Here is a 13,914-nt window from a genome sequence, read left to right as displayed (position 1 = left end):
CGGCCATGGCGCAGCGTTGCCATTATCGTCCCGCGTGGCGATGCTCGCAAATCCGCTAATTGTGGTAAGGCGCAGCGCGCCGCGCGCATTATTCCGCTGCGGCGGCCTGCGCGTATCCGCGCAGCCGTTCATGCAGGGCTTCGGCCGCGGCTGCGGCGGCCGGGGTCCACGCCTGGGCGCCGTCACACAGTGCTTCCAGTGCCAGGCATGCCCCGACGATGGGCTGGCGGCGCACGATCATGAAGGCGCCGGCTGCGGCATGGACCCAGTGCCGCAATGCCGGCAGGTTCTGCTGCGCAATGATGTGCGCTAACGCTGGCAGGTCTTGTTGCAGCTGCCGGCGCAGCATGGCTTCGTAGCGGCGGCGATCAGCGGTTTCTGCCTGGGAAGCCGCAGCTGGCTCGTCATTGGTGCGAGGGGCCGCGGCATGCCGGCGGCCGGGCAGGCCATGCAGGCACGCCTGCAGGTCCTGCAACGACGCCGGCTTGGCGATAAAGCCGGAAAAGCCGCGCAGGCGCCAGTCTGCGCATGGCTCGCTGCCAGTGAATGCGCTGAAGGCCAGTACCGGCATGTCGGGATGCTGCGCGCGCACCGCGCGCAGCAGCGCATGGCCGTCCATGACTGGCATATGGATATCGGTCAGCACGGCGTCGATGTGCGTGCTCTTCAGCTCCGCCAGTGCCTGCCTGCCGTTGCCAGCAACGATCGGGTGGCAGCCAAGTGCCTGCAGCTGTTCGGCGATCAGGGTCTGGTTCAGCGCATTGTCCTCGGCGACAAGGATCGTCAGCGGCGCCTCGGCCGATGCCGGGAGTGCCTGCGCCGCCGGCGCCGGGCCTTCGGCCGCCTGGGCCACGCAGTCGAGCAGCGCGCGGTGGCTGTAGGCCGTGACTTCGTGCATGCCGGGGGCGCACTGGCACGGCCGATGCGGGCCCTCCTGTGTCACCCACACAACCGGGACCTTTGCCGCATCGCGCAGGCCGGCCAGTGCGGCCAGGGGGTACTCTTCAGTGGCGACGATAACGCGTGGCACCTTGACCTGGAAAGACGCCAGTGCGGCCGCCTGCGATGCCAGCACATCGGCACGCCAGCCTGCCGTGGCGAGCCACGCGGCCAGGGCCTCGCCGGTGCGCATGTGCTGGCACAGCACGACCACGTCGCCGCACTGCGCCGCGGCGGGCGGGACCGGCGGCAGCGGCGTGCCAGCGGCCGCCGGCAGCGGCACCGAGACCGTGAACGCGCTGCCCACGTCCGGCACGCTGTCCACGCTGATGCTGCCGCCCATCAGCTCGCACAGCCGGGCGCAGATCGACAAGCCCAGGCCAGTGCCGCCGTAGCGGCTGGCGGTTGCGGCATCGCCCTGCACGAAGGGCTGGAACACGCGCGCCGCCAGCGACGGCGGCATGCCGATGCCGGAATCGCTGACGCGGCAGACCAGCCGCTGCGTGCCGTGGTGGTCCTGGCGCAGCTCGCCGCTTAAGGTGATGCGGCCGCTGGCAGTGAACTTGAAGGCGTTGCTCAGCAGGTTGTTCAACACCTGCACCAGGCGCATGCGGTCGCCTGTGACCTCAGCATCCAGCGATGGCGACAGCTGCAGGTGGAAGCGGATGGGGCGGCCGGCCACCATCGGCGCATGGGTCAGCGCCACGCTTTCCAGCGCCTCGACGGGGCGGAAGGGCGCGTTGACCAGCCTGAGCTTGCCGGCATCGATCTTGGAAAAATCCAGCACATCGTTGACGATCCGGCGCAGCGCCTCGGCGGCGCTGTCCAGCGCCCTGAGCCGGGGCGCGTGTGCCGCCAGGCCGCTGCCGCGCGCGAGCAGCTCCAGGTTGCCCAGCAATGCGTTCAGCGGCGTACGGATTTCGTGGCTCATCGCGGCGAAGAAGGTCGAGCGTGCGCGCATCATTGCCTCGGTGGCCTGCTGGGCGGAGCGCAACTGCTCTTGCAGTGCCTGCTGCGCGGTGCAGTCCTGCACGGCGCAGAACAGCACTGCCTCATCGCGGTAGCGCGCCGGCGCGTAGGTGATTTGCAGGAAGTGCTGGGTGGCGTCGCCGTGGCCGGATGGCTCATCCGCCGGCACGCGCGGCGGTGCCGCGACGGTAAAGCTGGAAATGGACGCTTGTCCGCTGCTGCCACCGCATGGCTGTTTCTTGAACGCCTCCGCTACGGCATCGGGCAGGTGCCCATGGGGCTGCCATTGCAGCAGCACGCCGGCCAGCGGGTTCGACGTCAGGACGGCGTAGTCGTGCTGGCGCACGATGCAAAGGCCGATCGGCGTGGCATTGACCAGCACCTGGTTCATCAGCTCGCTTTCCAGCGCACGCGAGGCTTCGGCGTGCGTGCGCCGCAGCAGGTGCCGGCTCCAGTAGCGCGCGGCCAGCCCGATGGCGCCGGTCAGCAGCAGCATGGCGCCGGCGATCACGGCCAGCTCCGCTGCCAGCGCCGTGCCCAGCATGCGATACGGCAGGTGGTAGACCAGCTGCCCGAAGCCTGCCGGCAGCGGCTGCACCAGCCGCATGCCCGATGGCGTGACATCCAGCCTGCTGTGCGACAGCAGGCGCGTGCCGGCTGCCACATCGTTGACGCTGGCCGAGGCCGCCGGCCAGTCTTGCGGCGATACATCGATGACCTGACCGGCTGGATTGAGCAGTGCCAGCAGCGCCGGATCCTCCGCGCGCTGCAAGTCGGCCAGGAAGGCGTGCAGGGGCACGCAGGCGGCCACCAGCATGGTGGGCGTGTCGCCGGCATAGGCGGCGCCGGCCAGCACCATGACCGGAGTGTCGTCCACCGGGTGGCGCAGCGGACCCACCCAGACCTGCTGCTCGCGCGCCGGCACGCTGCGGCCGCTGCGCTCCAGCAGCGCCTGGGTCAGCCATGTGCGCAGCAGCGGGATCAGCGCCGGGTCGAGCGCGAGCGGTGGCGCGCCGGCCTCGGGCTGGCTGATGACCACGGCGCTGTCCTCGTTCAGCGCGACCGCGTAGGCCCCGTGGTCGAGATCGAACGCCTGTTGCGTGGCCACCGCAGCCAGGGCAATCTGCCGCAGCCGCACGTACTGCGCCGGCAGCCCGGCGCCCCAGCCCTGCCGCGTTGCCTCGGTGGCAAGCAGGTGATAGTCCTTGCGCACGGCATCGACGTGGAGGCTGGCGGTGCCGGTGCGCCGGAAGGCCCCGAAGCCGGGATCGCGCGATGGCTCCGGTGCGGGTGCATCCAGGTTGTAGCGGATGCCCAGCACGGTGCGCCGCAGGAACGAGGACTCGTTATGCAGCAACTGCGAGACCGAGCCGGCGTACCGCGAGACGTCGCTGCGGCGGTAGTCCAGGTGTTGTTCCGTGGCCAGGCCGGCAAGCAGCAAGCCGGAGAACAGCACGATGGCGATCAGCACCGCGATGGTCACTGAATACTGGTGTTGCTGGCGCCTCGCATTGTCGGCAAGCGCATCGAAGGCGCTGGCCAGGGTTTCACGGGTACGGTCGACGGTTTGCTGCATCGGCGGGTTCCGGCCGTGTCAGATCAGGCGGTTTTCATAGGCGTAGCGGATCAGGCCGGTATTGGTCTGCACCCCCAGCTTGCGCATGGCCACGGTCTTCTGGCTGGAGATGGTGCTGACCGAGCGGCCGAGCTTGCCGGCGATGTCGGTCAACTGCAGGCCCTGCACATAGAGCCGGATCACTTCCAGTTCGCGCTGCGTCAGTTCGGTGGCCGGTGCGCCGGCCAGCGTGGCGTGTTGCAGGATGGCGTGCACCGCGGGCGAATAGAAGCAGCTGCCGCCGGATGCGACGTGGATGCAGGCGCGCACGACCTCGTCCAGGTGGTCTTCCTTGCTGACGAAGGCGCGCACGCCAAGCTTCATGGCGCGGCGGATGATGGCGGGATTGGTCTGGGCGCTGATCACCACCACGCGCGTCAGCGGATGGCGACGCGCCAGGCGGCCCAGCAGGTTGAAGCCGTCCAGCGAGGTATCGCCGTGGCCCATGCAGAAATCGGTGATGGCGATATCGGCGTGATGTTGGTCCAGCGCGCCGAGCAACTCCGTGCCGTTGCGGCATTCGCAGCTGATCTGGGCACTGCCGCTGCGCTGCAGGCAGTCGCGCAGGGCGGCCACGACCAGCGGGTGGTCGTCCGCCAGGGCGACACGCAAGACTCCGTCGTACATAGCTATCTCCGGATGGGCGGCAACCGGTCCACGCCGGTTGCACTGGGCGATTGCGCCACCACAAATCCGAGATTCTGGCTATGTTCCGCACCTCCTTGAATCGTAATTCAGCTAGTTCAGGGAACTAGCTGAGACGGGCATGGACACGGCCAGTTTGGGAAATGCGTGACCTGCCAATAGAACGGCGCCATGCCGCGATGCTTGACCTGGGTTTGCGCAGCATTGCGTCGCTTGTTCCGCGGCGAGCGCGGCCGGCTATTTGCCTTATGTCAATGCGTGGCGGAAGACGCATTCACGCAGCGGCAGGCAGGAGCGCCGCGAGAGAAAGTGAATTCGCGGTGACATCCCCGCATGCGCGCAGCGCGCCGGCTCCGGCACGGCGAACTTTCACGCTTCGGGGCACGGACCGCTGTCCTAGAATGAAGCTGACACGCGCCCCGCGGCGCGTGCACCGCGTTGGGGAACGCCATGCCCGTCTACCAATACCGCTGCGAGAAGTGCGGCCATATGTTCGAGAAAACCGAGCATCTCGCGGAACACGCCTCTGCCCATCCGAACTGCCCGAACTGCGGCAGCCAGTCCGTCCAGCACGCACCGGCCCCGTTCGTGGCAGTGACCCAGCGCAAGAGCTGAGTCCGCTGAGTCCGAACAACTACCTCCCAGGAGGGTTTGCGGCCCGCCGCAGTTGTGCGGCGGGCGCGCAGGTGTGCCGCCGGCCGACGGCCGCGGCATGTCTTTTCCAGGCGTGGTGCCCGTGCACCACGTGCGTTAGCGCTGCGCGCAAGCGGCGATCTCAACCTTGACGGAGGATGCCATGGCAACGAGACCGTTCACCGAATTTCCCGCCGACGAGCAGCAACAGGTCCTGCAGGTATGCAGGCAGGTCGGGCTGGCGGCCGAGATGTTCGAGATTTTCGAGGAAAGCCGCGAGGCCGGGGTGCGGCGCATCAGCGTGCACCGGGTCGGCACGGACAAGACCAGTGTCTACGAGGCAGGCCCCGGTTCGGTCTGGGTCGAGGAATTCGAGAGCGACCTGGAGTGCGGCCTGTTCGGCCAGGTGACGGCCTGACGGCGAGGCTCAGTGCCGTCCGCGTTCGCCGGTGCGCGACACCACTGACGCGCCGGCGATCAGCTCCTTGAGCAAGGCCAGCGACGCCGCACCGCAGGTGCGGTACGGATCCAGTTCGGCGCGCGCCGAGAACTTGAGCAGGGTGGCGGTGTTGATGCGCGCCGCATTGACCTGGCCCATCGCCCAGCCGGCAAAGTCGCGCGTGCAGGTTTCCTCGAAATGCAGCAGGGTCACGTCGTGGTGGCGCGGGTCGCGTGCGATCGCCTGGAACAGCTGTGATACGTCCTGGCGGTCGCCTTCCAGCGCCTGCAGGAAGATGCCGTTGCCGTGGCACAGCACCCCGGTGATGCCGTGGCGCGGATTGCGTTCCAGGCTGGTGGCCAGGATGGCGTCGAGCAGGGCGGCGTCGATGGCCTGGCGGGCACGGCTGGCATAGAGCAGGCGGACTAGCATGGGCGTGGCGCTCGGTTGTGGCGGCTGGTGGGCGGGGCGTGCGGCCTAGCCGCGGTTGTGGTTCAGCAGCGTGAGGAACTCGCGGCGCAGGCTGTCGTCCTTCAGGAACGAGCCGCGCATCACGCTGTTGGTCATCTTGGCATCGGTGTCGCGCACGCCGCGCCAGTGCATGCAGAAGTGCTCGGCTTCCATCACGATGGCCAGGCCGTCGGGACTCATCTTTTCCTGCAGCAGGTCGGCGACCTGTGCCACCGCCTCTTCCTGGATCTGCGGCCGGCACATGATCCATTCGGCTAGCCGCGCGTACTTGGACAGGCCGATCAGGTTGGAATGCTGGTTCGGCATCACCCCTACCCACAGCTTGCCGATGATCGGGCACAGGTGATGCGAGCAGGCACTGCGCACGCGCAGCGGGCCGACGATCATCAGTTCGTTGAGCTGGCCGACGTTGGGGAACTCGGTCACCGGCGGCGCCTTGGCGTAGCGGCCGGCGAAGATCTCCTTCAGGTACATCTTGGCGACCCGGCGCGCGGTTTCCTGGGTGTTGTGGTCGTTGTCGACGTCGATCACCAGCGCGCGCAGCACGTCCTCCAGGCGCGCCTGCACTTCGGCCTGAAGCTGCTCCATCTCGCCCGGCTCGATGTGGTGCGAAATATTGTCGTTGGCGTGGAAGCGCTCCTGCGCGGCCTCGAGCCGTGCGCGGATGCGGGCGGAGACGCTGTGGGCGTGGGGGTGGCCGGCATCGTCGCCGGCGTTGCTGTCCTTCGCGCGGTGCGCCGCGTCCTTGCTGGTCATGGTTATGCGTGGTGGGATGGATGACTGCGCAGCGGGTGTGCCGGATTCACTATATGGCAGATGCCGTGGCCTCACAACCCGCACGGGGCATGGCAAGGTGCGGCGCGGTGGGCCGATTACGCCACAAGCCGACGTTGCTCCGTGAATAGTTCATGACATCGCTAAAGCCCGCGCCGCACAACGCCGACAAGCGCACATAATGTCTGCACAACGCCAGGCAGCCCGCCATAAAGCCGCCGGCACCCGGCCGCTGCAGCGCGCGGCCTGACTCTTTGTCGGGAATAACGTCATCATGCCGATTGCCTTTCCGTGCAGCAGCCTGATGCTGCTCCATGTGGTCACAGTGCCGCTGCCGGCCACGCCGGTGGAAACTGGCGTGGCGGAACACCACGCCAGTGCCGTGCGCCATGGCGCGACCGGCCTGCGCCGGCCCCTGCTGCAGGCCGCCAACACCCCCGCGGCCAATGACGCCGCTACCAGCTGAGCCAGCAGCCTAAAGCAGCAAAAGCGCCAGTGCCGGCAGCATCGCTGCCGGCATCACCACGGCCCCCACGCGCAGGAACTGGCCGGCGCTGACCATATGCCCTTCGCGCCGCAGCGCCGTGAGCCACAGCAGCGTGGCCAGCGAGCCGGTGACGGACAAGTTGGGGCCAAGGTCAATGCCGATCAGCACGGCACCGGTCACGGCATGCGAGGCATGTCCGCCCGCCAGCGCCGAGGCGGCGATCAGGCCGGCCGGCAGGTTGTTGGCGATATTGCCCGCCAGCGCCACCACCGCGCCCACGCCCAGCAGGGCCAGTGCGCCGCCGTCGCGCGACGCCGCTGCGACGGCATCGGCCAGCTGGCCGATCACCACGGTCTGCTCCAGTGCCGCGACCAGCACGAACAGCCCCGCCACCATCGGCAACACCCCCCATGACACCTCGCGCAGCGCCGGCACCAGCAGCTCGCGCCGGGTCGCGCAGACCAGCAGCAGCGTGGCCACGCCCGCCGCGCAGGTCGGCCAGCCCAGGTCGTTGCCGCGCAGCGAGGCCACCAGCAGGATCAGGCCGGTCAGCACGATGCCCAGCGCGGTCAGCCGGGCCTGCGGCGACAGCGGCGGCACCGGCACGTCATGTTCGATGGGCTCGGCCAGCGCCGCGCGCTGGGTCCACCACAGCGCTGCCAGCGTGGCCAGCACCGCGGCCAGCGACGGCAGCGCGAAGCTCGCCAGCCAGCCCGCCAGCGGCGGCATGCGTGTGCCGAAGATGACCAGGTTGGCCGGGTTGGAGATCGGCAGCACGAAGCTGGCGGCATTGGCGATGAAGGCGCACGCGTACAAGTAGGGCAGCGGCTGCCGGACCCGCGCGGCGCGGGTGGCGGCCAGCACCGCGGGCGTCAGCACCACGGCGGTGGCGTCGTTGGACATGAATGCCGTCACCAGCGTGCCGAAGCCGTACACCATCAGGAACAGCCGCGGCGCCGAGCCGCGCGCCCGGCGCACGGCGAGCGCGGCGACGTGGTCGAACAGCCCGGTCTTGCGGGCCAGCTCGGAGATCAGCATCATGCCCGCGAGAAACAGGTACACGTCGTAGCCGCGCAGCACCGCCGCCAGCGCGTCGGGCAGCGTCATCAGGCCGGTGACGCACAGCAGCAGGGCGCCGGCGGCGGCCCAGAAGGCTTCGGGCAGGCGGAACGGGCGGAACAGGACGCCGGCCGTGGTCAGCGCGGCGACCGACCAGATCAGCAGCGGGGCGTGGCTGGACATCGGGATCGGGGACAGTGGAAAGCCGGAAGTCTACAGCCTGGCGTCCGCGGGGACGGCCGGCGTGGCAGCGCCGGGCGCCGGCAGGCCAGTTGCCTCGCTGGTGACAGGTGTCGGCGCGGGGGCAGCCGGGGCCGGCGCCGCGGTCCCGCCGAGGTTGCTGGCGACCGGATCGACCGCCGGCGCCGCCGCGGGTGCCGGCGGCGGGAAGCCGATGGCGGCGATGCCGTGGCTGCCATCGGCATACTCCGCGTACATCCAGTCATCTCCCACGCGGACCACGCCGGCGGGCGCTTCAGCTTCAGGCACGGGCACGCCCGCAAGGCGGCCCTCCATATAGGCGGCCCACACCGGCAGCGCGGTGGTGGCGCCGAACTCATGTTCGCCCAGGCTGCGGTTGTCGTCGTAGCCCATCCACGCCACCGTGACGACGCCGCCGGCGTAGCCCGCGAACCAGCCGTCGACCGAGTCATTGGTAGTGCCGGTCTTGCCGGCCACGTCGGCGCGGCGCAGGTAGCGGCGCACGCCGGCGCCGGTGCCGTCGTCGACCACGCTGCGCAGCAGGCTGTCCATGACGAAGGCGTTGCGGGCGCTGATCACGCGCGGCGGGGCCGGGCTGTCCGCGGCGTCCTCCGACTCGGCAGAGAACAGCACCTTGCCTTCGCTGTCGGTGATGCGCGCGATCAGGTAGGGCTCGATGCGGTGGCCGCCGTTGGCAAAGACGCCATAGGCCGCGGCCAGGCGCAGCGGCGAAGTGGTGCCGGTGCCCAGTGCCAGCGGCAGGTAGCGCGGCAGCCGCCTAGGCGCGAAGCCGAAACGGCTGGCGAACTCCACCGTGTACGGAATGCCGATCGCCTGCAGCGTGCGGATTGCCGGCAGGTTGCGCGATTCCGCCAGCGCCTGGCGCACGGTGATGGGGCCGACAAAGCGCCCGTCGTCATTGGACGGCTGCCAGCGCGAACCATTGGGCAGCGGCGCGTCGTTGATCAGCGTGCCGGGCGACACGCCGCGCTCCAGTGCCGCCGCATAGACGAAGGGCTTGAAGGTCGAGCCCGGCTGGCGCTGCGCCTGGGTGGCGTGGTTGAAGCGGCTGGTGGCAAAGTCGGCGCCGCCCACCATCGCCTCGATCGCGCCGGTGGCGCTGTCCAGCGATACCAGCGCACCCTGCGGGCCCTGCGACAGGTCCTTGACGAACTTGCGGTGGCGCCGCGCGTAGCCTTCCAGCCCGCCGTGCACCGCATCGTAAGCCAGGGTCTGGCGCACCGACGACACCGTGGTGTAGACGTTCAGGCCGCGCGTGTAGGCCTCGTCGCCAAAGCGCTCGCGCGCCAGCTGGCGCGCGAGTTCGGCCACGTACTCGGCATGCCCGGCAAAGCTGCCGGGGCTGTCGTCGGAGATTGCCAGGCGCGCGGCGCGGGCCTCGCGGTAGTCGTCCTGGCTGATCATGCCCAGTGCCAGCATGCGGCCCAGCACATATTCCTGGCGCCGCTTGGCGCGCGGGAAGTTGACCACCGGGTTGATGGACGAAGGGGCCTTGGGCAGCCCCGCCAGCATCGCCGCCTCGGCCAGCGACAACGACGCCAGCGGCTTGCCGAAGTACGCATGCGCGGCGCTGCCGAAGCCGTAGGCATGCTCGCCCAGGTAGACCTGGTTCATGTACAGCTCAAGGATGCGGTCCTTGGGCAGGGTCTGGTCGATGCGCCAGGCCAGCAGCATTTCATACCACTTGCGCGCCAGCGTCTTCTCGCGCGACAGGTAGAAATTGCGCGCCACCTGCATGGTGATGGTGGACGCGCCCTGCGCATAGCCCTGGCCCAGGTTGGCCAGCGCGGCGCGCAGCACGCCGGGCATGTCGACACCCTCGTGCTCGTAGAACTGGTCGTCCTCGGCTGCCAGCAGCGCCTGGACCATGCGCGACGGCATCTGCCCGAAGGGGATGAACTCGCGGTGCTCGCTGCCGAACTCGCCGATCTGCACATTGTCGCTGGTGTAGATCCGCAGGGGCACGTCGGGCCGGTAGTCGCGCAGGGAGTCGACTGCGGGAAGCTGCCGCAGGCTTACCACCGCGGCAAAGCCGGCAAGCAAGGCACCGGCTGCAGCCAGCGCCAGTACGGCGCCGCCTGCCTTGACTGCGATTTTTTTCATGCGCGCATTTTACCCGCTGCCTGGCTGGCGCTAGCGGCCGGCCGCCAGCGGCAGCGGGTTGCCGAGCTCGTCATGGTCGATGGGCGGCGTGCCGGTGGCGGCCGGCGGTGCGGGCTGGGCTGTAGCCACGCGCAGTCTGGCCTGGCCGTGATGCCGGGCAAATTCGCACAGCGCCAGCCAGGTTTCCTCGCGTTCGATAATGGTGAAGTGATTCGTGGCTGGCACGGTCTGCAACGCCACCGGGCCGGGCCAGGCAGCCATGAGCCGTTCCGAGCATTCATGCGGCACCACTTCATCGGTCTCGGCCAGCAGCACCTTGGTGCTCTGCACGACCTTCTTGCAATGCGAGATCGAATCGAAATGGTGGCGCATCAGCTGGCGCAGCGGCACCAGCGGGAAGCGCTTGCGCACCAGTTCAAGCAGCGAGTCGTAGGGCGTGATCAGCTGCAGGCTGTCGAAGTCCTGCAGATCCGCCAGCTGGATCGCGACGCCGGTGCCCAGGCTGCGGCCCACCACATGCACCCGGGTGTCGGGGAAGACACGCCGCGCATGCAGCAGGAACTGGCTGGCGTCGGCCACTGCGGCGCCCTCGGACGGCAGGCCGTCGGAGTGTCCCAGGCCGCGGTAGTCATAGGTGGCGAAGGCCATGCCGGCGGGCAGCCAGCGCGCGTACTGCAGCGTTTCGAGCACATCCTCGCCACGCCCGGGCAGGTAGAACAGCAGGTCGCGCACGTTGTCGCCGGGGCTATGGTAGATGTAGCCGCGCACCACGCCGCCGGGGATCAGGTGCGAGTAGCCAATGATGCCGTCGGGCAGGTCGCGCGGCGGACGCCGGCGTGCATCGAACAGCAGCCGTTCCTGGTTGAGCGTCAGGTAGGTCCAGTAGCAGGCGAAGCCGCTGGCAGTCATCAGCGCGGCTGCCAGCGTACGGCGGGTGATCAATGGCATGGCTAGTCTTCAGTGTCGCTGCCAGGCGGGGCGCACCAGCGCCGGCCTTGCCGCCCAGCCGCGCAGCCTACCTCATTTTTGTCAGGCGCGAGCGCGCAGCGCAAGCCGCCCGGCGCAGTTCTTGTACGATATACCTCATTCACGCGCGCGCACCCCCTCCCGAGACGGCGCGCATACGGAGCAAACGGGCATGAGCGAGCAGAAACACGAGCAATACCGCGCCGAAGAGGCGCAGGCCATGGAACGCGTGGTCGCGGCCACGCGGCAGGTGCAGGTGGCCTTCACCGCCTTGCAGGCCCACTATCCGCCGCAGGGCAGCGGCAAGCCTTCCAAGCTTGCGCTGCAGACGTTCGATGCGGCGCTGCAGGCGCTGGAAGATGCCCAGGCCACCTTCGACGAAATCCTGAACGACCTGCTCGACGAAAAACGCTGACCCCGGCCCGGCATGGCGCGGGGGCAATACATGGCCGGGAGCCTGTGATAAGGTTGCCGGACTACAGCCGCCCGGCCTGCCGCCGCACCTGAGCTGCACGGCACGCGCCACGGGACGGCAGGCAGCGGCCGCGACGCGCGCCGCCTGCTGATACAGGAGACCCGCCGCCATGCACCGTGCCGCCCATCCCGCTGCGCCTTCCGATGTCGCCCGCCAGGCTGCCCATGTCGACCCGGCCGATGCCGACCGCGCTGGCCTGATCGCCCGCGCGCATGCGCGTTCGGCCGGCTTCGGGCTGGATGTGCGCCATGCGCCCGGCTTCGATGCCGTCAGCCCGCGCGCGCTGGGTGAGCTGGTGGACGCCAGCCGCGACTTGTACCGCCATGCCTTGCCGGTGATGGAGACCCTGCACGCGCAGATCGCCAATACCGACAGCATGGTGCTGCTGACCGACAGCAGCGGCGTGATCCTGCACAGCCTGGGCGACGGCGTATTCGTCGCGCGGGCGCGGCGCGTGGCGCTGGCACCGGGGGTATCGTGGTCGGAGCCGAGCAAGGGCACCAATGCCATCGGCACCGCACTGGCCGAGGCCCGTCCCACCCTGATCCATGCCAGCGAGCATTTCCTCGAGTCCAACCACCAGCTGACCTGCTCCTGCGCGCCGATCGCCAGCCCGACCGGTGCCATCCTGGGCGCGCTCGATGTCAGCGGCGATCATCGCGGCTTCCACCGGCACACCATGGCGCTGGTGCGGATGTCGGCGCAGATGATCGAGAACCACCTGTTTGCCAACCACTTCCCGGACGCGCTGCTGGTGCGCTTCCATGCGCGGCCCGAGTTCGTCGGCACGCTGTTCGAGGGCGTGGCGGCGTTCTCGCCCGACGGCGCCTTCCTGGCTGCCAACCGCAGCGGCCTGTTCCAGCTGGGGCTGGCCCCGCACGCGCTGGCGGACGCCGGTTTTGCCGGGCTGTTCGGCCAGCCGGTGCGCGCGGCGATGCAAGCGCGCGGTGGCGCGGCGGGATCGCTGCAGACGCTGACGCTGCCCAGCCGGGTGCAGGTGTTTGCCCGCATCGAATACCTGGCCGCGCCCATCGCGGTGCGCCAGCCCGGCGCCGAAGACCCGCTGCCGCCGGCACTGGCCGCGCTCGATACCGGCGACGCAGCGGTGGCCGCGGTGCTGCGCCGCGTGCGCAAGGTCAGCGGGCGCGATATCACCATCCTGGTCCAGGGCCGCACCGGCACCGGCAAGGAGTGGCTGGCGCGCGCCATCCACGCCGCCTCGCCGCGCGCCGGCGGGCCTTTCGTCGCGGTCAACTGCGCGGCCATCCCCGAATCGCTGATCGAGGCCGAACTGTTCGGCTATGAAGAAGGCGCCTTCACCGGCGCGCGTCGCCGCGGGAGCGAGGGCAAGGTCGTGCAGGCGCACGGCGGCACGCTGTTCCTGGACGAGATCGGCGACATGCCGCTGGCACAGCAGGTGCGGCTGATGCGCGTGCTGCAGGAGCGCGCGGTCACCCCGCTGGGCAGCGCCCGCGCGCTGCCGGTCGATGTGCGCGTGGTCTGTGCCACCCACCGCGACCTGCGCGCGATGATTGCCGATGGCGCTTTCCGCGAAGACCTGTACTACCGCATCAATGCGCTGGCCGTGACCCTGCCGCCGCTATGCGAGCGCAGCGACCTGCCGCTGCTGGTCGATCGCATCCTGCAGCGGCAGTGCGAAGAAGCCGGCCTGCCGTCCCCGGTGCATGTCGACGCGCAGGTGCTGGCGCTGCTGCGCCGGCACCCGTGGCCGGGCAATATCCGGCAGCTTGCCAACGTGCTGCGCACCGCGGCGATCCTGGCGGAAGGGGAGGCGCAGATCGGGGTGGAGCACCTGCCGGAAGGGTTTGAGCAGGAGTGCGGCGATGAGGCGGAGCGCTGTGACGCGGCGGCTGCCGTGCAGGCGCCGGCGCCATCAAAATCCGCCCGCATGCGCGACTGGGAAGCAGGCCTGATCCGGCAGGCGCTCGCCAGGCACGGCGGCAATGTCAGCCACGCGGCGCGTGAGCTGGGGGTGTCGCGCAATACGATCTATCGGAGGTTGAGGGAGGGGTTGGAGGGCGACGAGGAAGCGGAGCGCTGAAGGCCTTCCGATCCCGCTTGTTTGCTCCCTCTCCCGCTTGCGGGAGAGGGAGCAC

At 69.4% G+C, this 13,914-nt stretch carries 12 protein-coding genes; 5 read left to right on the top strand and 7 right to left on the bottom strand.

Translation table 11 applies throughout. The features are described 5' to 3' along the window. Positions 1 to 88 precede the first annotated feature (88 nt). Positions 89 to 3,484 carry an ATP-binding protein gene (locus tag AC3WRR_RS04810; protein ID WP_439669260.1) on the bottom strand — a complete coding sequence of 1,132 codons (3,396 nt, stop codon included), beginning with the start codon at positions 3,482 to 3,484 and terminating at the stop codon, positions 89 to 91. Between the two features lie 18 nt (positions 3,485 to 3,502). Continuing rightward, positions 3,503 to 4,150 carry a response regulator gene (locus AC3WRR_RS04805; protein WP_439669259.1) on the bottom strand — a complete coding sequence of 216 codons (648 nt, stop codon included), beginning with the start codon at positions 4,148 to 4,150 and terminating at the stop codon, positions 3,503 to 3,505. A gap of 468 nt (positions 4,151 to 4,618) precedes the next feature. On the opposite strand from AC3WRR_RS04805, the gene AC3WRR_RS04800 reads away from it, so the two are divergent. Both AC3WRR_RS04800 and AC3WRR_RS04795 read left to right on the top strand, forming a co-directional pair. Next, positions 4,619 to 4,783, top strand: a complete 165-nt coding sequence (locus tag AC3WRR_RS04800; protein WP_010812787.1) for an FmdB family zinc ribbon protein — start codon at positions 4,619 to 4,621, stop codon at positions 4,781 to 4,783. Positions 4,784 to 4,964: 181 nt separating this feature from the next. Continuing rightward, positions 4,965 to 5,219 carry a hypothetical protein gene (locus tag AC3WRR_RS04795; protein ID WP_439669258.1) on the top strand — a complete coding sequence of 85 codons (255 nt, stop codon included), beginning with the start codon at positions 4,965 to 4,967 and terminating at the stop codon, positions 5,217 to 5,219. A 9-nt stretch (positions 5,220 to 5,228) separates the two neighbouring features. Here the strand turns inward: AC3WRR_RS04795 and AC3WRR_RS04790 are convergent, their stop codons facing one another. Together AC3WRR_RS04790 and folE are read right to left on the bottom strand one after the other, a co-directional pair. Then, positions 5,229 to 5,672 (bottom strand): BLUF domain-containing protein, encoded by a 444-nt coding sequence (locus AC3WRR_RS04790; protein WP_010812789.1) that lies wholly within the window; start codon positions 5,670 to 5,672, stop codon positions 5,229 to 5,231. A 45-nt stretch (positions 5,673 to 5,717) separates the two neighbouring features. Next, positions 5,718 to 6,467 carry a GTP cyclohydrolase I gene (gene folE / locus AC3WRR_RS04785; RefSeq protein ID WP_439669257.1) on the bottom strand — a complete coding sequence of 250 codons (750 nt, stop codon included), beginning with the start codon at positions 6,465 to 6,467 and terminating at the stop codon, positions 5,718 to 5,720. A 292-nt stretch (positions 6,468 to 6,759) separates the two neighbouring features. On the opposite strand from folE, the gene AC3WRR_RS04780 reads away from it, so the two are divergent. Beyond that, positions 6,760 to 6,951, top strand: coding sequence for a hypothetical protein (locus AC3WRR_RS04780; protein WP_010812791.1), 192 nt, complete (start codon positions 6,760 to 6,762; stop codon positions 6,949 to 6,951). A gap of 9 nt (positions 6,952 to 6,960) precedes the next feature. Here the strand turns inward: AC3WRR_RS04780 and AC3WRR_RS04775 are convergent, their stop codons facing one another. Genes AC3WRR_RS04775 through AC3WRR_RS04765 form a run of 3 tightly spaced genes read right to left on the bottom strand, consistent with a single transcriptional unit; the run spans position 6,961 to position 11,304 of the window. Beyond that, the gene (locus AC3WRR_RS04775; RefSeq protein ID WP_492296333.1) at positions 6,961 to 8,214 is read right to left on the bottom strand and encodes an arsenic transporter; all 1,254 of its coding nucleotides are present in this window, start codon (positions 8,212 to 8,214) and stop codon (positions 6,961 to 6,963) included. A 30-nt stretch (positions 8,215 to 8,244) separates the two neighbouring features. Then, positions 8,245 to 10,356, bottom strand: a complete 2,112-nt coding sequence (locus AC3WRR_RS04770; protein WP_010812793.1) for a penicillin-binding protein 1A — start codon at positions 10,354 to 10,356, stop codon at positions 8,245 to 8,247. Between the two features lie 30 nt (positions 10,357 to 10,386). Next, complete coding sequence (locus tag AC3WRR_RS04765; protein WP_011617563.1) at positions 10,387 to 11,304, bottom strand: alpha/beta hydrolase; 918 nt, start codon at positions 11,302 to 11,304, stop codon at positions 10,387 to 10,389. A 190-nt stretch (positions 11,305 to 11,494) separates the two neighbouring features. On the opposite strand from AC3WRR_RS04765, the gene AC3WRR_RS04760 reads away from it, so the two are divergent. Together AC3WRR_RS04760 and AC3WRR_RS04755 are read left to right on the top strand one after the other, a co-directional pair. Further along, positions 11,495 to 11,737, top strand: coding sequence for a hypothetical protein (locus tag AC3WRR_RS04760; RefSeq protein ID WP_010812795.1), 243 nt, complete (start codon positions 11,495 to 11,497; stop codon positions 11,735 to 11,737). A 169-nt stretch (positions 11,738 to 11,906) separates the two neighbouring features. After that, positions 11,907 to 13,859, top strand: coding sequence for a sigma-54-dependent Fis family transcriptional regulator (locus AC3WRR_RS04755; protein WP_058696534.1), 1,953 nt, complete (start codon positions 11,907 to 11,909; stop codon positions 13,857 to 13,859). Positions 13,860 to 13,914: the final 55 nt, after the last annotated feature.

This window comes from Cupriavidus sp. FW305-3-2-15-C-LB2 (assembly GCF_058787575.1).
Note: the sequence above shows the minus strand (reverse complement) of the source record. Positions and strands in the feature narration are given on the sequence as shown.

Coding starts and splice junctions, on each gene's coding strand:
- AC3WRR_RS04755 (WP_058696534.1), top strand. CDS start 11,907: ATGCACCGTGCCGCCCATCCCGCTGCGCCTTCCGATGTCGCCCGCCAG.
- AC3WRR_RS04810 (WP_439669260.1), bottom strand. CDS start 3,484: ATGCAGCAAACCGTCGACCGTACCCGTGAAACCCTGGCCAGCGCCTTC.
- AC3WRR_RS04805 (WP_439669259.1), bottom strand. CDS start 4,150: ATGTACGACGGAGTCTTGCGTGTCGCCCTGGCGGACGACCACCCGCTG.
- AC3WRR_RS04790 (WP_010812789.1), bottom strand. CDS start 5,672: ATGCTAGTCCGCCTGCTCTATGCCAGCCGTGCCCGCCAGGCCATCGAC.
- AC3WRR_RS04795 (WP_439669258.1), top strand. CDS start 4,965: ATGGCAACGAGACCGTTCACCGAATTTCCCGCCGACGAGCAGCAACAG.
- AC3WRR_RS04780 (WP_010812791.1), top strand. CDS start 6,760: ATGCCGATTGCCTTTCCGTGCAGCAGCCTGATGCTGCTCCATGTGGTC.
- AC3WRR_RS04770 (WP_010812793.1), bottom strand. CDS start 10,356: ATGAAAAAAATCGCAGTCAAGGCAGGCGGCGCCGTACTGGCGCTGGCT.
- AC3WRR_RS04775 (WP_492296333.1), bottom strand. CDS start 8,214: ATGTCCAGCCACGCCCCGCTGCTGATCTGGTCGGTCGCCGCGCTGACC.
- AC3WRR_RS04765 (WP_011617563.1), bottom strand. CDS start 11,304: ATGCCATTGATCACCCGCCGTACGCTGGCAGCCGCGCTGATGACTGCC.
- AC3WRR_RS04760 (WP_010812795.1), top strand. CDS start 11,495: ATGAGCGAGCAGAAACACGAGCAATACCGCGCCGAAGAGGCGCAGGCC.
- AC3WRR_RS04800 (WP_010812787.1), top strand. CDS start 4,619: ATGCCCGTCTACCAATACCGCTGCGAGAAGTGCGGCCATATGTTCGAG.
- folE (WP_439669257.1), bottom strand. CDS start 6,467: ATGACCAGCAAGGACGCGGCGCACCGCGCGAAGGACAGCAACGCCGGC.